Raw genomic sequence first — 18,129 nt, forward strand, 5'->3', positions numbered from 1 at the left:
TCAACCGTTTTTTTCGTTTCCGCGAAATTTCATTTCGCTTGCGTTTCCGTGAAACCTTTTCCCTTGTCGCGAGGAGCGGTTATGCTCCACCCTGCCACACAAGTCAACCAATTTTTCTGCTTTCTTCAAATTTAACTTCGGAAAGCGCTGCTTGTTCGTGTAGCGGAAGTTAAAAATACTGAAACGCCGCCCCAGAGTCAAGTCAGTATGGCAAATTTTGACGAAATTTAGCCAAACCGGCCGTCGATTCAGGAAAATTTGACTTTTCGCATCCCCCGCAGCACCAGAACCAACACAGAGCCACACAGGGCGCTTTGCCACTGCGGAAGATTTGTGAGCAGCAGCAGTGCAAGAGCCAGCATACCCCCCAGCGCTGCCGCCGTAGCGTACATTTCTTCTTCCACTACACGGGCCATGTCGCCAAGGCACAGGTCGCGCACGAGGCCACCAACAATACCGCCCAACACCCCAACCAGTATGCAGCCAGTGGGGCCAAGCCCCCCCATCAAGCCCTTTACGGTACCTACGCCAGCCCCAAGGGCCAGCCCCAGTGCATCGAGCCAGAAAAAGGAAAGCCAGCCCCGGCTGCTCTGCCCTATCAAAATGCCCGCTACGCCGCCGCTAACACACGCGGCCAGGTACTCCCCCTGATTGAGAGTAAAAGCGGCATAGCCAAGCAGCCCGTCACGCACAAGCGGCGCCGCCATCCCTGCCAGACAGGCAAGAACGGCAGCGCCGCTGAAATGGGCACCTGTAGAGCGCGCCCTACAAGATGCGGCAGCGGCCAGCACGAAGCTGGCCGCCAGATCTAACACAAACAAAGGAAGGTTCTGCATGCGCGCACCCAGAAGATTACTTGGCCAACCCCACTGCCCGGCGTTCGCGAATGACAGTTACGCGGATCTGCCCGGGATAGGTAAGATTCTTCTCAATCTTTTCAGCAATATCCTTACAGAGGATATAGGTGGTATCGTCGTCAACCATATCGGAATTGACCATCACGCGAATCTCACGGCCAGCCTGAATGGCGTATGCCTTGCTGACGCCGTCAAAACTGGTGGCGATGCCTTCCAGGTCTTCAAGCCGCTTCACGTAGTTTTCGAGCAATTCTTTACGTGCGCCGGGGCGCGCGCCAGAGATGGAGTCCGCTGCCTGCACAAGCACGGCCAGAGCCGTTGAGGGGCGCTGGTCTTCGTGGTGGGCGGCAATGGCGTGGATGATTTCCTGGCTTTCGTTGTATTTCTTGGCGATGTCCGCGCCGATGAGGGCGTGCGGGCCTTCAACCTCGTGGTCAACGGCCTTGCCGATATCGTGCAGCAAACCTGCACGTTTGGCCTTTTTAACATCCATGCCAAGCTCGGCGGCCATCATGCCGCACAGGGCAGACACCTCAAGCGAATGCTGCAACACGTTTTGTGTAAATGAGGTACGGTAGCGCAACTGCCCAAGAAGGCGAACAATTTCAGGATGAATGCCGTGAACGCCCGCGTCAAATGTGGCCTGTTCGCCCACCTCGCGCACCTGCGTATCCAGCTCCTGCTCACACTTCTGTACAATATCCTCAATGCGGGCGGGGTGGATGCGGCCATCCTGAATCAAACGTTCAAGCGCCATCTTGGCCACCTGGCGGCGCAGAGGACTGTAGGCAGAGAGAATAACGGTTTCGGGCGTGTCGTCTATAATGAGATCGACGCCGGTGGCCGCCTCGAGTGCGCGGATATTGCGCCCCTCGCGACCAATAATGCGACCCTTCATGTCTTCGCTGGGAAGGGTCACGGCCGTGACGGTCTGCTCGTTGACGTAGTCGCCCGCATAGCGCTGGATGACATTACAGAGAATTTCTTTGGCCTTGCGGTCGGCAGTTTCGCGCGCTTCCATTTCGATCTGGCGGATCATGCGCGCCGATTCGTGCCGTGTTTTGGCCTCAATTTCGCTGAAAAGCCTGGCCTTTGCCTCGTCGGCGGTGAGGCCGGCGATTTCCGAAAGTCTCTGCTCCTGCTCTTCGATACGGGTCTGCAGGAATATCTCAGACTCTGTGAGCTGGCGTTCCTTGCGGGCCAGTTCTTTTTCAGAGGTCAGCAGCTCATGCTCTCTTGTGGTGGCTTTTTCCAGCTTTTCTTCAAGGCGACCGCCCATTTCTTCAAGCTTGCGTTCGCGGGCCTTGACCTCGCGCTCACGTTCCTTGAATTCGTTTTCGAGCTCGCGTTTCTGGTTAAACAGATCATCCTGACCCTGAAGCAAAATTTCTTTCTTCTGGGCCTGCGCCTCTTTGCGCGCTTCAGCAACTATGCGTTTCGCCAGATCATCGGCGTCGCCAACTCGCTTTGCGGCTGAACGCTTGTGCGCCAACACCCCCAGCGCCACCCCCAGCAGCGCCGCAGCTACAAGCGCTGCAATGAACAATGGATCCATGAATCCAGCCTCTCTCTTTTATCAATACGGACCCAGCGCCAACAGGCGCGGGCCGACGAACACCGGCAGGCGGCAAAATCACCGCACGCCGTAGCAAAATGAGCCCAAAAGGCTGCTGAAACCCTGGCTGGATACCGATACACCGGTCTGGAGTGAACTGCGCAAAAGCACCGGCTGCGCGAAAGGCAGCCAGATACGTCAAAAGAGAGGCGCGTTCCCCGGAGCGCCGTGTCATGCTTGCGGTACAGAACCTGGATAACCAGGTCGGGCGCCTGTGTGTCCTCTCCAGGCTTCCCGGTCTTGCCGGGCATGCACACACGAGGACAGTGACGACTCCCTATTATAATCTTGTCAGGTTAGCACCGAGGCATAAATCACGCGCGTCCCAGGGAAGCGCCCAAAGGAGCCTAAGAGGACTCCTCTATTTTTGAAAGCAGGGCCTCGACGCGATTCTGCACGTCGGCCTGCTCTTTCTGCGATTGCAGCAAATCATCCGCCAGTCCAAGGGCTATGAAAGTCAGCAGAATGTCCTTGGTCTGCCCTCCGTGGAACCTCAGCTTCTGGTCTGCGAACCGTTCCTCTACCAGCCGCACAGCTTCCTGCACACGCCGCATATCTGCGCCGGGCTTGAAAGCTATGCTCAGCCCAAGAACGGTGAGGTTGATAGTATCCTGGTTCACAAAAACCTACTCGACGCTGTCGTGCTCCTGAATCCTGCGCAGCAAGGCGTCTATGCGATTCAGTGCCTCTGTACGCAGCTTTTCTTCGTTTTCAAGAGCTTCACGCAGCTTTTGGTTTTCCTTATCAAGCGCTTCATTTTCAGCTGCCACAGCTGCAGACTCCGCGCGGATAGTCGCGTTTTCCGCCTTAAGGCGGTCAAGCCGGGCCAAAAGCGCCTCAACCTGCGATTCTAGCTGCTCCAAAAGTTCCATGATTTGTAGATAACACCGCGGCATAACCTTGGCAAGAATGGATACGCGCAAGCGAAAAAATACCCGCGCCGACCAGTGCCAGCGCGGGCCATATGTATCGTAACCCCTTGCGACACCTGCCGCAAATCTTGCCTAGCTGTTTTTGCGCGGCATGTTTTTTTGCCTTTCGCGGGCAATGGCCAGCTCGCCATTTGGCACGTCGCGGGTAATCACCGACCCCGCGCCCACAAGGGCATCGTCTCCCACGGTCACAGGCGCAACCAGGGCGGTATTGCTGCCAATAAAAGCATAGCGGCCTATCCTGGTCTGAAACTTGTGTTTACCGTCGTAATTGCAGGTAATTGTGCCAGCGCCGATGTTTGTGCCCTCGCCTATTTCGGCATCGCCGAGGTAGGTAAGGTGATTGGCCTTGGCCCCCTTGCCGAGGTGGGTCTTTTTAAGCTCCACAAAGTTGCCCACATGCGACTGCTCTTCAAGCACCGCACCGGGCCGCAGGCGGGCATAGGGCCCCACCAGGGCTGCCGCGCCCACGCGGGCTTTTTCAATATGGGAAAAAGAGCGGATTTCGGCATTGTTGGAGATCACGCAGTCGCGCACAACGCAGTGCGAGGCAACGCTAGCGCCACTGCTGATGCTGGTGTGACCGTAAATTTCGCACGGGCCGGTCAGCTCCGCGCCGGGCTCAATCTGCGCCAGCGGCCCCACCCGCACGGAACCGGGCGCGTGCACGATAACGCCAGAAGCAAGCAGCCCATCAACAATGCGGGCACGCAGGGTTTCTTCCATACGCGAAAGCTCCACAGGCGAATTCACGCCCATGAGCGAATCATCACGACCGCACTGAATGCCCAGTACCTCGTATTTTTCCGCAACGGCAAGCCCAATGAGGTCAGTTATGTAATATTCGCCGCTCTTGTTGCTGTTGCTCAGGTGCGGCAAAAGGGTTTCCACCGCCGCAAGGCTGCAATAGTACATGCCCGCGTTAACCTCGTTGGAGGCAGGGCCGTAGAGCGAAGCGTCGTAATCCTTGGCTTCAACAATGGCTTTGACCTTGCCCTGCTGGCGCACGACGCGGCCATATGCGCCGGGATTGTCGAGCTCTATGGTTGCAAAGGCCAAATCGGCCCCGACAGCCTCGGCAAGAAAAGAACGAACCAGAGATTCTGAAAGCAGGGGGGCATCGCCGTTAACGACCAGAAGGTGCGTACAGCCAGCCTCTGTCAGCGCGGGCAGGGCCTGAATAAGAGCATGCCCGGTGCCAAGCTGCTGCTCTTGCAGCACAAAACGTGCATCCGGAAAGGCCGCCTGCACCATTTCGGCGCGGTGCCCGGCCACAACCCATATGTCTTCTGAAAAAACAGGGCGCAACGCTTCAATAACACAGGCAAGCATGGGCTCGCCCAGCAGGGTCTGCAGCACCTTGGGCCGGTCGGAATGCATGCGGGTTCCCTTGCCCGCAGCAAGAATCAAAGCCGCGTTCTTCGGCATGAATATCTCCTTCGATCGCCACATGTGGCGAAAAACTGTGCAGGCAGACCAATAGCCTCTTGCGGCCCAAACAGCAAGACCACGGGCAAAATACGGTGCGACGGGGTTACCCCTGTTCGGCGCGCAGCTGGGGCGGCATGCCCGAAATGCAAAGTTTGCCGTATGTGCTGCGCAGGCGGGCGTCGAGCCCTTCGGCAGAAATATCTGCCAGACGCGGAAACATGCGCTTGAGCACCATGACAGCCTTGGCTGCCGGAGGCGTGAGCTGCAGGCCCTGCCAATTGATGAGGCGCAGGCAGCGCCCCCCATAATAATATTGTATGTGACACAGGGGGGCAGAAACATCGCACTCAGCGTCGGCCCTGAAAAGCGGCGCCGCATTGAGTACGGCCCGCGTAAAAAAATCCTGCATGACAAGCATGCGCTCATGGTCGTGCTGACAAAGATAACCAGCCGAAACAAGGCTGCCTGCGGCGTGCGCAAGCCAACCCGCGCACTTTGCATGGTCGGGAAAGCGCGGCAAGCTGCGCAGCATGTCGGCGATCTTTTCCTGCATAAGTGAATCGTGCCCGTACATGCGCGAGCGGTTGACGGTCATGCTGTTGCCGTGTTTGCGGTACAACACAAGGCCATCGGGGTTCACGCCCACTTTGGCTCCCAGACCGTAGCAACGCAGCCAGTAGTCCTGATCTTCGCATGATTTGAGGGCTTCATCAAAAAAACCAGCACGGCGGACAAGGGCGGTACGCACCAGATAACAGTGCACAGGAGCGAGGTTGGCATTACAGGCGTGCACATCCCAGTGGCTGTTGACCAGCGACCACAGCCCCTCGATCTGCGTTACGGTGCTGCCCGAAAAATCAACGCAGCGGCAGATGACAATATCAAGCTCTGGCTGAGCGGCAAAAACCTGTAGCTGGCTTGCCAGCATGCCCTTTGCCTGCAGGTCGTCCGCATCGAGAAAGGCGACAAATTCGCCCTGCGCCGCGCGCAAGCCGGCATTTCTTGCTGCAGAAAGCCCCTGATTTTCCTGATATATATACCGGACATCATCGCCCATTCCACGAACGACCTCAGCGGTATCATCCGTTGAGCCGTCGTCTACAACAATAACCTCTACCTCAAGGCCAGACGCGCGCTGTGCCAGCACGCTTGCCACGGCCTGCGGCAAAAACGCGGCATAATTGTAGCTGGGGATGATGACCGATACCAGAATTTGCGCGGGCATGCTGCCTCCTGCTATGCCGAGGGGCAGAGGGCTGGCCCCCCTGCCCCGCCGGAACTATGGAATATTTCAACCGGCCCGCTCGGGCATGTCTGGAATCGGTACGCGACCTCAGTTTTTCCACACAAAAGTAAAGACCTGCTCCACATCGGGGTGCAGGGTGTGGTGCACCGGGCAACTTTGGGTGCAGCGCTCAATACTCGCCTTGTCCTTTGCGGAATATTCCCGGTCGGGCATGGTGAAGGTTACTTCGATCTTGCCAATGCGGCGTGGGTCGGCGCTCATGGTTTTGGTAATTTCCATTTCCGTGCCGGTCACGTCCACACCATGATTTTTGGCATAAATGCCAATAATGGTCATGGCGCAGGCGCCAAGGGCGGTGGCGCAGAGGTCGGTAGGCGAAAAAGCTTCGCCCTTGCCCTGGTTGTCGGTGGGGGCATCGGTAATGATTTTTGTGCCACTCTGGTTGTGGACGCACTCCACACGCAGATCGCCAAGATATTTTGCGCTCACGGTAGCCATGCAAACTCCTGCTGTTGTGCCGTGCTTACGGCATTCATGAAGCTTTAGCCAAAAACATTATGCTCGCGCAGCGTGTTGCAGGCAATAGCCAGCAGGGTCAGCCCGCCCAAAAGTTCTGCCCAGCCGTTAACAGCGCACAGGTTGGCCAGGGCCTTGCCCAAAAAGACACCAGCAGCGGTTATGAACGCGCAGACCACTCCGATCACGAGCGAGGGCCCCCACACCTGGGTTCCCAGAATGGCAAATGAAAGGCCAACAGCCAGGGCATCAATGCTTGTGGCAACGCTCAGCACAAGCAGGTTGCGGCCAGCGGTGGGATCCACAGAGGGACGCGGACAGCATGCACGAGCCCGCAGGGCGGAAACGCCTGAAAGTACCATCTTGCCGCCAATCCAGCCCAGCAGGCCAAAGGCAATCCAGTGATCCCAGTCTTCAATATAAGAGCGCACAGTTACGCCCAGATACCAGCCGACAACCGGCATGGCGAACTGAAAAAATCCGAATGCCGCCGAAATTCTGAAATAATGGCGGGGAAGCGGGGCGCGCAACGCGCAGCCAGATGCCAGGGCAACAGCAAAGGCATCCATTGAAAGGGCGACAGCCAGCAACAGCACTGCATAAAACGACATAAAAACCTCATGGGGCGGCGCAAACGGGCCGCCAGCAACGATTACAGAATGGCCGGACTATAGGCCAAGGGCGCCACAGCCGCAAGCTGGCTCTTGCACTTGCGGCTGCAACGCCCACAGGATACAAGACTGGTCATGCAAACTATTCCTTCTTGGCTTTTCTGCTGGCAATGGATTGCCGCTGTTCTTACTCTGGGCGCAAGCGCCGCCTCGGCCATGCCCGTAATTATTGCTCTTACCCTGGCAACCGGCAGGCGCGGCAATGCCCGGCTCAGTGCCATTGGCGCTCACACGCTGGCGCGCTACGCCGCTGGCCTGGCATTTCTCGGCCCCCTGCTTGCCGTGGGCGGCGTGCTCGCTCTGCTGGCGGGCGTGCGCGGTTCGCAGCATATGCTCGATGGCATCTCGCCATGGATGCCCGCCATGCTGCCCTACTCCACATCTGTAATCGCCTGGCTTGCGGGCATCACCTGCCTTCTGGGATATCTTGTGGCCGACAAGACCACCACCTCGCAGCCCAGAGCAGAAAAGGACTACTGGCAACCCGGCCAGATCGGCGTGCGCGTAGGCCTGGCCCTGCTGGCCGCACTGTGCTTTTTTATGGCGCAGGTTTTGCCCAACTGGCCGTTTTCTGGCCTGCCTCAGGGGCTGACCATGGCCGATGTGGCGCTGACGGTACTCTCCAGCACATTGCACGAATATTTTACCGCGCTTGCACCGGCGGGCAGTGTGGCGCTTCTGGTGCTTTCATTAAAAACAGCCTCTGGCTCAGCCTCCCTTGCGCCTGACGATGAGCAGCGCGCGGCCCGTTGGTGCGCCCTGTGGGCAATGGTTGGCTTTATTCCCCGCTGCATCGACCGATGGGGCCTTGTGATCGGCATTTCCCTGCGGTCTGGCCCCCTGCCGCAAGGCGTTGCAGAACAGGCCTTGGGCCTTGTGCCCACAACTCTTGCCATTGCCTGCTGGGTTGCCCTGTTTGCTCTGCGTGCCCCTCGCAAGCTTTACTGGCTCAACACGCTCGGTTTATCGTTGCTGGTGCTGGGCGCCAGTTATCCCTTTATTGTGATGCTTGGCCGCTGAGGCTTGCCCGCCCGCAAAGCCGGGCGTATACGAAGGCCTCACGCGGGCTTTTTTTCCGCTACCAGGAGGAACCCATGCGGAGATTGACGGTTATAACTCTTCTTGTACTTTGTCTGGCGGTCAGCGCTCAAGCCGAAACGCGCTCTTTTACCCTTTTTAGTGCCGATCTGCCGCAAGGCTGGGACGGCGAGGAAAACATGGGCTTCAAGTCGGGCAACCCCGACGAATGCATGCTCGTTCTGGGCCTGTCCAACGCCAAGAAAGATGGGTACGATGCCCTCATCAGCATTTTTGTGCTGCCCAACGACCAGAAAGACGACAGCGCCGCTGTGGCCAACAAGCTTGCGCCGCTTCAGGCAAACTCCTCTACGCCGCGGCCGCAGGGCCCGTTCTGGACATTCAATGGTGAAGTGCGCAGCCAGATATTTCCTGCGCCCGGCGTGACCAAGGTCAGCACCACTCCTGACAGAGTCTTTATCGCCATTTTGCAAGATCCTGATCACCGCGGGGCGGAAGCTGTTTTTGCCAGCCTCAAAGGGCTTAAGCCCGAAGCCGCCAAGCTGCTGGGCCAGTAAGCTACAAACCTTCCCGTGCAGCAGCCAGACAGCGGCTGCAAAAAAACGGCTGCTCCTTGCGGGGCAGCCGTTTTTTACATGCTGTTACTGTGGCCTGCCCTGCGGCAGACCGAAGTTTAAGCGCCTATTCGTGCCAGCCAAGAAACATCCTGTAGGCATCGTTGTTGGATTCTTCCACATGCGGGTAGCCCATGGCCTCAACACGCTTGAGAAAGTCCTCGAAGGCGGCCTTTTTTTCTTCCGGTGCTTCAAATCCCACCAGCACGCGGCCAAAGTCCGCACCATGGTAACGGTACTGGAATAGAGTGATGCTGAAATCCACCCGCATGGCATCCATAAAATCAAGCAGCGCGCCGGGGCGTTCAGGGAAGGTAAAGCGCAGCAGGCGCTCATGCAGAATCTGGGGAGCGTTGCCGCCCACCAGATGGCGCACGTGCACCTTGGCCAACTCGTTATCCGTCAGATCAATAGCCTCAAAACCCTTGCCGCGCAGCTCTTTGAGCACCTGAGCCACATCATCGCGCCCGTTGATCTTGATACCCACCAGAACCCTGGCCTTGACCGGGTCGGAATAACGCGTGCACAGCTCGGTAATGTTGCGACTGCCAAACGAGGCGCACAACTGGCGGAAGCTGCCCACGGTTTCGGGAATGGTCACGGCTAGCAGGGCCTCTCGCTGGGCGCCGATTTCGGCTCGGTCAACCACGTGGCTCAAGCGGTCAAAGTTCATGTTTGCGCCGCTCACAATGGCCACAAGGGTGGCGTCCTGCAGACCACCCGCCTTGGCGTAGGCCCGCAGACCAGCCAGCGAAAGCGCGCCGGCAGGTTCGGCCACCACCCGGGTGTCTTCAAAAATATCCTTGATGGCGCCGCAGATAGCGTCCGTCTCTACCGTGATGATGTCATCGAGCAAGTCACGGCACAGAACAAAAGTTTCCTCGCCCACAAGCTTTACGGCCACACCGTCGGCAAACAGGCCCACGTCGTGCATTTCCACGCGCTGACCAGCCATCACGGAACGCCGCATGGCGTCGGAATCCACGGGTTCCACACCAATAACGCGAATCTCGGGACGCAGGTTCTTGATATATGCGGCAACGCCCGCTGCCATGCCGCCGCCGCCAATGGGCACAAACACGGCGTGGATGTCACCGGGGTGCTGGCGCAAAATTTCCATGGCAATAGTGCCCTGCCCTGCGATGACGTCTGGGTCATCAAAGGGGGGGATGTACACGCAGCCGGTTTCCTGAATCAGGTCAAGGGTATGCTGCCAGGCATCACTGAACGATTCGCCCGAAAGCACCACCTGGCCGCCCAGCCTTTTTACCGCCTCAACCTTGATGGCGGGCGTGGTCACGGGCATGACGATGGTAGCCTCACACCCCAGCTTGCGCGCACCCAGGGCCACGCCCTGAGCATGATTGCCAGCCGAGGCGGTAATAATGCCCCTACGCAGTTCTTCCTTGGACAGGTGCGCCATCTTGTTGTAAGCGCCACGAATCTTGAAAGAAAAAACAGGCTGCAGGTCTTCGCGCTTGAGATAAATATTGTTGCCAGTGCGGCGCGAAAGACTTACCGCCTCGTCCAGTGGGGTTTCAACCGCCACGTCGTACACGCGGCTTAAAAGGATACGGTTCAGATATTCGCTGTGCTTGTCCATGAGAATGTCCTTGCGAGGCTTCGCGCATGGCCGCCCTTGCGGTCTAAAAACGCATTTTTGTAAGGCCCATCTTTATATACCCGCAATAAATGCTTCTCAAGTGCTTACTTTTCAAAAATCCCTGTGCGGCACAGGCAAAAATGCTTTGGCTGTTGGGTGCATACAACGCAAAACCACACTGGGGCAGGCCTGTTGCCGTATCTGTACAGCTAACCCCGGTTGCGCTATGCTTTGTCGATGACCGAACTGACTTCCGAGTTTTCCGCATCCGAAACACATGGGCTGACCGAATACACGCCGCACATATCAGTGCGCGCGGCAGGTCGCATATGGCGGCTGTCCAGAGCAGCCGACCTGGAACAGCTGTGGGATGCCATGACCGCCGCGCCCGACAATTTTGAAGACGAACGCCTGCCCTACTGGACAGAACTGTGGCCTTCAAGCGTGGCGCTGGCAGGCTGGCTGTCGCAGCAGCAGCAAGCCATATCGGGGCAGGCCTGCCTTGATCTCGGTTGCGGGCTGGGGCTTACCGCCATGGTGGGCCAGTGGCTTGGCGCCCAGGTGACAGCCATGGATTACGAGGAAGACGCCCTGCATTTTGCCTACCGCAACGCAGGGCTCAACAACGTGTCGCAGCCGCTCTGGACAGTGATGGACTGGCGGCGTCCAGCCGTGCGGGCGCAGAGCATGCACCGCATCTGGGGCGGCGATATAATGTACGAAAAACGCTTTGTGGCCCCGGTGCTGCGTTTTCTCGACCATGCCCTGGCCTCCGATGGCGCGGCATGGGTGGCGGAACCTGGCCGCTCGGTATACGATGCCTTTTTGCACGCGCTGCAAAGCGGCGGCTGGCAAGGCCGCCGGGTATACACCGAAACGGTCGAGCCCCTTTACGCCCAGCCCGTGCCAGTTACAGTTCATGTTTGGGAAATCTGCCGCCGGGCCTGACGGACGGTATTCTTCAACTACAGCACTGAGCCCCACCGGGGCAAAACGGAAAATACCATGGGAAACCTGGCACGCTTTGGTGTTTCACTGGATGAGGACCTGCTGGAACCGTTTGACGAACTGTGCAAACGCAAAAGCTACCCCAACCGTTCCGAAGCCATCCGCGACCTTATCCGCAAGGCGCTGGTGGAAGAACGCTGGAGCAACGACCCCTCGGGGGCGGGCACGCTCACCTTGGTGTACGACCACCACAAAAACGACCTGGCCCGCCGCCTCATGGCCATTCAGCACGATGACCACGACCTTATCGTCACCACGCTGCATGTGCACCTTGACCACCACAACTGCCTTGAGGTTCTGGTTCTCAAGGGCGAGCCCGCGCGCCTGCGCGCCCTCGCCGACAAACTGATCTCATGCCGAGGCGTAAAGCACGGCACATTTACCGCCACCACCACAGGACAGGATTTGGCATAATGGAAGACGTACAGAGCCACGCCCCGCAGGTTGCCCTGAATATCGACCGCGTGGGTGTTCGCGATCTCAAGCTGCCCCTGCTGGTGCGCGATCGCTGCCAGGGCAAGCAACAGACCGTGGCTACCGTAGACCTGGGGGTGGACTTGCCTTCCTCCTTCAAGGGCACGCATATGAGCCGCTTTGTTGAGGCTCTTGAGCAATGGAGTGATGAAATCAGCTACCAGTCGGTGCGACGGCTGCTGCTCAATATCAAGGAGCGGCTTGGCGCACGGCGTGCGTATGCCCGTTTTTGCTTTCCCTACTTTATTGTAAAAAACGCCCCCGCATCGGGAAGCCCCGCCACGGTTGCCTACGAATGCCGTCTGACCGGCGAGCTGGACGACAAGGGCCAGTCGTTTATGCTTGAAACAGATGTGCCGGTGATGACTGTTTGCCCCTGCTCAAAGGCCATCAGCAAAGAAGGGGCGCACAGCCAGCGCGCCATGGTGCGCATGCGCCTGCGTATGCGTACTTTTTCGTGGCTTGAAGACTTTATTGATATTGCCGAAGAGTCCGGCTCATCTGCCGTCTACACCCTGCTGAAGCGCGAAGACGAAAAATTTGTAACCGAAACCGCATTTGCCCACCCCACCTTTGTGGAAGACGTGGTGCGCAATGTGGCCCAGCGCCTGACGGCGCACGGTCAGGTTGAATGGTTTAGTGTTGAAGTAGAGAGCATGGAATCAATACATAACCACAATGCCTTTGCCCGCATAGAACGCGACCTTTCTGCTCGCGTAACAGCCTAACCATCCGTATTTTCCTCACAAATACAAGCTGCGCTCACCCAAATAACATTTACGTTTTTGGGTGTTGCGCCGCATGTGCCCGCCAACCAAGGCAAAAAAAGTTTTTTGCATTCGGGTAATACTTATGCTAGTAATGCCGTAAGGTGTGAATGATGAGTAGCAGCAACAGCCTACAAATCGGCGCGTCAGCCCTGAATGCCTTTTCGTGGGGCACGGCTGTAACGGCGCATAATGTAGCCAACGTTAGCACGGCTGGTTTTGAGCCGCGTCGCGCTGTTTACTCCAACAACTCCAACAATCAGGGCGTCAGTTTTGACGCCGTACTCAAGGATGCTGGCTCTGCCGCTGTCCAGAACCCCGACTGGGCTGCCGCAAAGGCAGTCTATGATGTCACTTCAGGCCTTCCTCTTGAAGCATCCGCCCCCAGCGGAACGGATCTTTCGCGAGAATTCACCACGATGATCTCTACCCAGCACGCCTATGAGGCTAACGCCCAGGTTGTTCGCACCAGTGATTCCATGCTGGGTACAATTTTAGACATCAAGGCCTGACCAACTACAGACAAGCGGGATTATTCCCGTTTTTTTTGCGTGACCCGCCGTGGCCTTTGCTGCGGCGCAACCCACACGGAGTGCCGATGGGTAAATATCTGAAACTGTGTGTGCTGGCTCTTGTTTGTTCCATGGCATTTGGCTGCGCATCTAAAGGCGGCTATCAGAATGACCCATACAGCACACAGGCAGAACAGCGCTTTCGCCGATCTTACGAAGCAGCCTTTGATAATAACGAGCAGCAGGGCAACCAGCAGCTTTTGCGCAAGGCCAGGTCGGCAATCGGCACCCCATATGTGCCGGGAGGCATGTCTCCCGGCGGGTTTGACTGCTCCGGCTTTGTGTGCTGGGCTTACAAAAGCGTTGGCGTAAATCTGCCCCGCACAGCCCGCGAGCAGTCTGTAGTAGGCAAACGCATCAATAATGTTGAAGACATGCAGGTTGGCGACATCGTTGCCTTCCGGCATCCCCGCCGGGGTTATCACACCGGCATCTATGTGGGCGATGGCAAATTCATCCACAGCCCGCACCGCCGCACCACCGTGCGCATCAATTCTCTGGACGATCCCTATTTTAAAGGCACGTTTCTTGGAGCCCGCCGCATAAAAACGGACGGCTCGGAAAATCTTGTTGCCGAAGCGGAAAGCCGTCTCAACGACTACGCCGAGGAAAAGGCCGTGCGCGATATATATCGCAGCCACAAGCCTACCCGCAGCATGGCCGCCAACGACGACCACAGCAAAAAGAACAGCAAGGATAAAGACAAGGATCGTTCCAAGGACAAAGACAAGGACCGCTCCAAATCTCGCGACAAATTTGTAGAAGTGGCCAGCCTGGACAAGAAGAACAGCTCCACCCGCAAGATTGAAGTGGAAAAGGCCGACAAGTCGGACAAATCCTCTGCCAAGTCTTCTTCCAAATCTGCCACCAAGGAAGACAAGTCGGACAAAAAGAGCAATTCCAGCTCCTCCAAGTCCGGAACTTCCAAGCAGGAAGCCGCCAAGTCGGAGCACAAGAGCGAGAACCGCAAGTCTGAATCGGCCAAGTCTGACACGCGCAAGAGCGAAAGCCACAAGTCGGAAGCTGCCAAGGGCGACAGCAAGTCCGGGTCTTCCAAGTCCAGCGCGTCCAAGAGCGAACCTTCCAAGGGAGAATCGGCCAAAAAGGAAAAGTCTGATTCCGACAAGGTCGCTTCCAAGTCTGACAGCAGCAAAACCAAAAAAGCTCCCGAGAAAAAGCGGGATAACAATTCGTAGGATCTGCAATGCTTCCCAATATTTCACCCGCAGAGGCACAAAAGATGCTGCGGGACAACAAGGCGCGCCTTGTTGACGTGCGCGAAGCAGACGAGCTTGCCGCCGTGCGCATTGCTGGCGCAGAAGCTGCTCCGCTTTCAGTTATTTCGTGGATGAACCTTGCCCCCGCCACAGCGGAGCTTCCCATTATCTTTACCTGCAATTCCGGCAACCGCACCACCAAGAACAGCGACCTGCTGCATAAGCTGGCCTCTGGCCCAGCATGGCAGATGGAAGGTGGCGTTAGCGCCTGGGCCAAACAGGGCTTGCCTGTGGAAAACACACAGCAGCCGCTACCCATCTTTCGCCAGATCCAGATCGGCGCTGGCAGCCTGGTACTTGCTGGCCTGCTGGGCTCCCTTGCATGGCCCTCCATGATCTGGCTCTCGGCCTTCGTGGGTGCAGGGCTGATATTTGCAGGCGTAACGGGTTTTTGCGGCTTGGGGCTGCTGCTGGCAGCCATGCCCTGGAATAAAAAATAGAGATATGAACGCCGCGTTGGCTCTTCGCGGCAGGTTGGCTCCCAGCCCTACCGGTTACGCGCACCTCGGCAATGCCTGGGCTTTTTTGCTGGCCTGGCTGGCGGCCCGCAGTGCAGCCGGGCAGGTTGTGCTGCGCATTGAGGACATCGATCCGCAAAGGTCACGGCCAGAATACACGGCGGCCCTCATTGAAGACCTCACGTGGCTTGGCCTGGACTGGGACTTAGGCCCGGACAAGCCGGAGGATGCGGCCAGCGACGCCATGGGGCCCTTTGAGCAAAGCCGTAGGGGCGATCATTACGCGGCGGCCATTGCGCAGCTTGAGCGCGCGGGCCTGACCTATCCTTGTTTTTGCACCCGCAAGGAACTGCGCAGCCTGGCTGGCGCGCCACACGTGGATGACGCCGGTGCACCCTACCCCGGAACCTGTCGTAACCTTACCCCCACCCAGCGGGAGGCACAGCTTGTAGCTGGCCGCCGCCCGTGCCTGCGACTGAGCTGCCCCGACGGGTTGATAAATTTCACAGATATGGTGCTTGGGCCGCAATCGTACACGCTGGCAGACTGCGGGGGCGACTTTGCCCTGCGCCGCTCTGACGGTGTGGTAGCCTATCAATTGGCTGTGGCGGTTGACGATGCCCTCATGGGGATAAACCAGGTTGTACGCGGGCGTGACATTCTCATTTCCACGCCCCGACAGATTGCTCTTCTAAGACTCCTGGGCTATGGTGCTCCCGCTTATGCGCATGTGCCCCTGTTGCTGGATGCCGAAGGGCAGCGGCTTGCCAAAAGGCATCAGAGCCTCGCGCTGCGCTCCCTGCGCCAGATGGGCGCAGACCCCCGCCGCATAACTGGCCTCTTGGGATCATTGGCAGGATGCAATCCTGGCGGCAGGGCTGCCAGCCCAGCAGAACTTTTGCCGCACTTTTCGCTTCTGCGTCTTCCCGCTGAAGACATTCGCATTGAAGACGAAGCACTGCGCGCACTTGTGGCCTGATGGCCATTTGATACAAACACCGCTCATGCAGACAGAGGATGTTTATGACCATGCAAGATCTGGATCAAAGCTTTCTGGACAGGATTTTTCCATCTAGCCGCGCAGACGATTTTTTTGACGCGCTTTTCGGCGGCGCTGAAGAAGGCGCTTACGACATCGGGCTTGTGTGCCGTGGCGTCGAGCCGCAAAAGGTCAAGCTGGCCTTTGAACTGCGCCAGCGCCCAGGCAAATGTCTGGCCTGCAACCTTACCTACGGCCTGCCCCAGGTTTTTCAGCGCCACCCCATTCTCAATGTGGGGGGCGTTGCCCGTGATGTGGCAGCCCAGCTCGGCTGGCCCGCAGAAGCCACCAAATGGAAGCTCGGCCATACCGAAGAGGTCAACCGCGAGCTGCACGTCATTCCCCTTGTGGTTGAATGCGTTTAGCTCCATCTGATTCTATTCGCTTGACAACCGCCTGTTTTTCAGGCAATTGATCTCGGTTGCCAGCTTAGCTCAGTTGGTAGAGCAGCTGATTCGTAATAGACCAGCTTGTCAACTGGCTAAAAGTAGAAAGTCACAGTAAAAGTGACGAAAAAAGTTTTACAAAACAGGTATTTGCCAGCTTAGCTCACTTGGTAGAGCAGCTGATTCGTAATCAGCAGGTAGCGAGTTCAATTCTCGCAGCTGGCTCCATAAATTACAGGGGTTTAGGTGCAAAAAAGGCACTTAAACCCCTGTTTTGCGTCCAAAGGGCTTTTCTAGCCTATTTAGAGCATGACAGCGGAATCGCTTTTCGAGCGTATTTAGAGCATGTCCGGGTTTTCTCCCCGTACGGGGTGGAAATATGACCGGCAACCGTTGCGGGCATGACCCAAAGCACCCCAGGCTTTCCCCAGCCAAACCTATCCGAAAAGGCAAAGGCGGTTTGCCGCGTATCCTGTCACTGGCCGCAGAGAGGGCCAAGGCGTGGTACTACCATCCTAAGAAGTGCAAGCTGCTCCAATCCCACCCACACCGAAAAACACGCTCAGAACGGCGTGAGGCGTGTCAGATTGTCATTGAGACTATCTTGTCCCACCTTGACCTTGCTTCGCTCTGCGTGGGCACGCCTACGCTTGAAAATGGCTTCATTGACATTGATATGCGAACCATCGTCCGGGATTCTGGTATGGGCCAGCGCCGATGTGAACGGGCTATTGCCCTGCTGAAAGAAGCGGATTTTATGAAGGTGCAGCAACCCCGCGTTGTTAATGACCAAGGTGACTATGTGGGCCTCCGGGCAATCCGAGTTGTGACCACGCTCTTTTTTGAATTTCTGAACCTTGGGCCGATGCTCCAGAGAGAACGTGCCAGAGCCACAGAGAGGCTCCAACGCCGGGCCAGAAAAGCCCAACGCAAACTGACCGACTTCATGCGCCGAGGGACCAAAGGACTTCGCATTTCATTTGGATGGAAGTCCCGCCCTTCGCAAGCCGATATGGAAAAGCACCAGGAAGAAACCCATCGCTGGAACATAGCGTGCGCCAAATATATGATCGCTGGCCTTGCCCCAGACGAATGCCGACGACGAACAAATGTGGAACTCGGATTGCCAACCGACTACAGCCCCAGCAGATACGAATAGCAGAGCTTGTGCGTCTTGGCGCATGTGATTTTTCTGTTTTTTGGGCCTTTCTTGGCCTTGACGACCCCACCCAAATCAAATTTGCCGACCCTAATTTACCATAAAGGGAATCTGTCCACCAGCTATGCCTACGCCACAAAAAATAAGTGTCGCATAGTTGGCCTATAGGTGCCGCGCATAAAGACTAAGAGACAAAAAATTTAAAAAAAAAGCTGGAGCTCTGATTACGTGAACAGTTTAATCCTTTCAGCACCCTTATTTGTGGCAAATCAGCCACAATTAAAATGGACGGCTAAAGGGCACACACCTTCGGCATAGTTAATAATAAGGAGGAAAATCATTTCTCAGCAAAAAACCCACTAACACGCTGCGATCATGTGATAAACAATTAAAATAAAATATATCAGCAAGTTAAAATGCGGAATGGAAGCTTTCTGGGGAGAGTACGTAAAGCACGAAAGCACAC

Annotated in this window: 20 protein-coding genes, 1 tRNA gene and 1 other RNA gene; 12 read left to right on the forward strand and 10 right to left on the reverse strand. The window is 57.0% G+C overall.

The window, feature by feature from the left end:
• Window positions 1-248 precede the first annotated feature (248 nt).
• From F8N36_RS01000 to F8N36_RS01040, 9 genes are all read right to left on the reverse strand, one after another.
• The gene (locus F8N36_RS01000) at window positions 249-836 is read right to left on the reverse strand and encodes a TRIC cation channel family protein (protein WP_291330890.1); all 588 of its coding nucleotides are present in this window, start codon (window positions 834-836) and stop codon (window positions 249-251) included.
• 16 nt (window positions 837-852) lie between these two features.
• A complete protein-coding gene (rny, locus tag F8N36_RS01005; RefSeq protein ID WP_291330891.1) occupies window positions 853-2,412 on the reverse strand; it encodes a ribonuclease Y in 1,560 nt (519 codons plus the stop codon).
• A 211-nt stretch (window positions 2,413-2,623) separates the two neighbouring features.
• Window positions 2,624-2,807, reverse strand: a non-coding RNA gene (gene ssrS, locus F8N36_RS01010) — 6S RNA.
• 12 nt (window positions 2,808-2,819) lie between these two features.
• The gene (gene zapA, locus F8N36_RS01015) at window positions 2,820-3,092 is read right to left on the reverse strand and encodes a cell division protein ZapA (protein ID WP_291330892.1); all 273 of its coding nucleotides are present in this window, start codon (window positions 3,090-3,092) and stop codon (window positions 2,820-2,822) included.
• Window positions 3,093-3,098: 6 nt separating this feature from the next.
• Window positions 3,099-3,344 carry a cell division protein ZapB gene (zapB, locus tag F8N36_RS01020; RefSeq protein ID WP_291330893.1) on the reverse strand — a complete coding sequence of 82 codons (246 nt, stop codon included), beginning with the start codon at window positions 3,342-3,344 and terminating at the stop codon, window positions 3,099-3,101.
• A 132-nt stretch (window positions 3,345-3,476) separates the two neighbouring features.
• Window positions 3,477-4,832, reverse strand: a complete 1,356-nt coding sequence (gene glmU / locus F8N36_RS01025; RefSeq protein WP_291330894.1) for a bifunctional UDP-N-acetylglucosamine diphosphorylase/glucosamine-1-phosphate N-acetyltransferase GlmU — start codon at window positions 4,830-4,832, stop codon at window positions 3,477-3,479.
• A 106-nt stretch (window positions 4,833-4,938) separates the two neighbouring features.
• Entirely contained in the window at window positions 4,939-6,060 is a 1,122-nt protein-coding gene (locus F8N36_RS01030) for a glycosyltransferase (protein WP_291330895.1), read from the reverse strand.
• Window positions 6,061-6,168: 108 nt separating this feature from the next.
• A complete protein-coding gene (locus F8N36_RS01035; RefSeq protein WP_291330896.1) occupies window positions 6,169-6,579 on the reverse strand; it encodes an OsmC family protein in 411 nt (136 codons plus the stop codon).
• Between the two features lie 44 nt (window positions 6,580-6,623).
• Entirely contained in the window at window positions 6,624-7,208 is a 585-nt protein-coding gene (locus tag F8N36_RS01040; protein ID WP_291330897.1) for a manganese efflux pump MntP family protein, read from the reverse strand.
• 135 nt (window positions 7,209-7,343) lie between these two features.
• Between F8N36_RS01040 and F8N36_RS01045 the strand changes: the two genes are divergently transcribed.
• The gene (locus tag F8N36_RS01045) at window positions 7,344-8,288 is read left to right on the forward strand and encodes a spidroin-2 (RefSeq protein ID WP_291330898.1); all 945 of its coding nucleotides are present in this window, start codon (window positions 7,344-7,346) and stop codon (window positions 8,286-8,288) included.
• Between the two features lie 74 nt (window positions 8,289-8,362).
• Window positions 8,363-8,863, forward strand: coding sequence for a protoporphyrinogen oxidase (locus F8N36_RS01050; protein ID WP_291330899.1), 501 nt, complete (start codon window positions 8,363-8,365; stop codon window positions 8,861-8,863).
• Between the two features lie 124 nt (window positions 8,864-8,987).
• Here F8N36_RS01050 and ilvA read toward each other — a convergent pair whose 3' ends face one another.
• On the reverse strand, window positions 8,988-10,523 hold the full coding sequence (gene ilvA / locus F8N36_RS01055; RefSeq protein ID WP_291330900.1) for a threonine ammonia-lyase, biosynthetic: 1,536 nt from the start codon (window positions 10,521-10,523) through the stop codon (window positions 8,988-8,990).
• 237 nt (window positions 10,524-10,760) lie between these two features.
• Here ilvA and F8N36_RS01060 point away from each other — a divergent pair, with 237 nt between their 5' ends.
• From F8N36_RS01060 to F8N36_RS01105, 10 genes are all read left to right on the forward strand, one after another.
• Window positions 10,761-11,471 carry a 50S ribosomal protein L11 methyltransferase gene (locus F8N36_RS01060; RefSeq protein WP_291330901.1) on the forward strand — a complete coding sequence of 237 codons (711 nt, stop codon included), beginning with the start codon at window positions 10,761-10,763 and terminating at the stop codon, window positions 11,469-11,471.
• Between the two features lie 57 nt (window positions 11,472-11,528).
• A complete protein-coding gene (nikR, locus tag F8N36_RS01065; protein WP_291330902.1) occupies window positions 11,529-11,945 on the forward strand; it encodes a nickel-responsive transcriptional regulator NikR in 417 nt (138 codons plus the stop codon).
• Entirely contained in the window at window positions 11,945-12,733 is a 789-nt protein-coding gene (folE2, locus tag F8N36_RS01070; protein ID WP_291330903.1) for a GTP cyclohydrolase FolE2, read from the forward strand. The genes nikR and folE2 overlap by 1 nt, the downstream gene beginning before the upstream one ends.
• Window positions 12,734-12,885: 152 nt before the next feature.
• Complete coding sequence (locus F8N36_RS01075; protein WP_291330904.1) at window positions 12,886-13,284, forward strand: flagellar basal body rod C-terminal domain-containing protein; 399 nt, start codon at window positions 12,886-12,888, stop codon at window positions 13,282-13,284.
• A gap of 86 nt (window positions 13,285-13,370) precedes the next feature.
• A complete protein-coding gene (locus tag F8N36_RS01080; protein WP_291330905.1) occupies window positions 13,371-14,540 on the forward strand; it encodes a C40 family peptidase in 1,170 nt (389 codons plus the stop codon).
• A gap of 8 nt (window positions 14,541-14,548) precedes the next feature.
• Complete coding sequence (locus F8N36_RS01085; protein ID WP_291330906.1) at window positions 14,549-15,061, forward strand: rhodanese family protein; 513 nt, start codon at window positions 14,549-14,551, stop codon at window positions 15,059-15,061.
• A 4-nt stretch (window positions 15,062-15,065) separates the two neighbouring features.
• On the forward strand, window positions 15,066-16,058 hold the full coding sequence (gluQRS, locus tag F8N36_RS01090; protein ID WP_291330907.1) for a tRNA glutamyl-Q(34) synthetase GluQRS: 993 nt from the start codon (window positions 15,066-15,068) through the stop codon (window positions 16,056-16,058).
• 50 nt (window positions 16,059-16,108) lie between these two features.
• Complete coding sequence (locus F8N36_RS01095; protein WP_291330908.1) at window positions 16,109-16,483, forward strand: hypothetical protein; 375 nt, start codon at window positions 16,109-16,111, stop codon at window positions 16,481-16,483.
• A gap of 173 nt (window positions 16,484-16,656) precedes the next feature.
• Window positions 16,657-16,732 (forward strand) — tRNA-Thr (locus F8N36_RS01100).
• 151 nt (window positions 16,733-16,883) lie between these two features.
• Window positions 16,884-17,663 (forward strand): hypothetical protein, encoded by a 780-nt coding sequence (locus F8N36_RS01105; RefSeq protein WP_291330909.1) that lies wholly within the window; start codon window positions 16,884-16,886, stop codon window positions 17,661-17,663.
• Window positions 17,664-18,129: the final 466 nt, after the last annotated feature.

The organism is Desulfovibrio sp. (genome assembly GCF_009712225.1).
Classification (GTDB): domain Bacteria; phylum Desulfobacterota; class Desulfovibrionia; order Desulfovibrionales; family Desulfovibrionaceae; genus Desulfovibrio.

Coding starts and splice junctions, on each gene's coding strand:
- F8N36_RS01000 (WP_291330890.1), bottom strand. CDS start 836: ATGCAGAACCTTCCTTTGTTTGTGTTAGATCTGGCGGCCAGCTTCGTG.
- rny (WP_291330891.1), bottom strand. CDS start 2,412: ATGGATCCATTGTTCATTGCAGCGCTTGTAGCTGCGGCGCTGCTGGGG.
- zapB (WP_291330893.1), bottom strand. CDS start 3,344: ATGGAACTTTTGGAGCAGCTAGAATCGCAGGTTGAGGCGCTTTTGGCC.
- glmU (WP_291330894.1), bottom strand. CDS start 4,832: ATGCCGAAGAACGCGGCTTTGATTCTTGCTGCGGGCAAGGGAACCCGC.
- F8N36_RS01030 (WP_291330895.1), bottom strand. CDS start 6,060: ATGCCCGCGCAAATTCTGGTATCGGTCATCATCCCCAGCTACAATTAT.
- F8N36_RS01035 (WP_291330896.1), bottom strand. CDS start 6,579: ATGGCTACCGTGAGCGCAAAATATCTTGGCGATCTGCGTGTGGAGTGC.
- F8N36_RS01040 (WP_291330897.1), bottom strand. CDS start 7,208: ATGTCGTTTTATGCAGTGCTGTTGCTGGCTGTCGCCCTTTCAATGGAT.
- F8N36_RS01045 (WP_291330898.1), top strand. CDS start 7,344: ATGCAAACTATTCCTTCTTGGCTTTTCTGCTGGCAATGGATTGCCGCT.
- F8N36_RS01050 (WP_291330899.1), top strand. CDS start 8,363: ATGCGGAGATTGACGGTTATAACTCTTCTTGTACTTTGTCTGGCGGTC.
- ilvA (WP_291330900.1), bottom strand. CDS start 10,523: ATGGACAAGCACAGCGAATATCTGAACCGTATCCTTTTAAGCCGCGTG.
- F8N36_RS01060 (WP_291330901.1), top strand. CDS start 10,761: ATGACCGAACTGACTTCCGAGTTTTCCGCATCCGAAACACATGGGCTG.
- nikR (WP_291330902.1), top strand. CDS start 11,529: ATGGGAAACCTGGCACGCTTTGGTGTTTCACTGGATGAGGACCTGCTG.
- folE2 (WP_291330903.1), top strand. CDS start 11,945: ATGGAAGACGTACAGAGCCACGCCCCGCAGGTTGCCCTGAATATCGAC.
- F8N36_RS01075 (WP_291330904.1), top strand. CDS start 12,886: ATGAGTAGCAGCAACAGCCTACAAATCGGCGCGTCAGCCCTGAATGCC.
- F8N36_RS01080 (WP_291330905.1), top strand. CDS start 13,371: ATGGGTAAATATCTGAAACTGTGTGTGCTGGCTCTTGTTTGTTCCATG.
- F8N36_RS01085 (WP_291330906.1), top strand. CDS start 14,549: ATGCTTCCCAATATTTCACCCGCAGAGGCACAAAAGATGCTGCGGGAC.
- gluQRS (WP_291330907.1), top strand. CDS start 15,066: ATGAACGCCGCGTTGGCTCTTCGCGGCAGGTTGGCTCCCAGCCCTACC.
- F8N36_RS01095 (WP_291330908.1), top strand. CDS start 16,109: ATGCAAGATCTGGATCAAAGCTTTCTGGACAGGATTTTTCCATCTAGC.
- F8N36_RS01105 (WP_291330909.1), top strand. CDS start 16,884: ATGACCGGCAACCGTTGCGGGCATGACCCAAAGCACCCCAGGCTTTCC.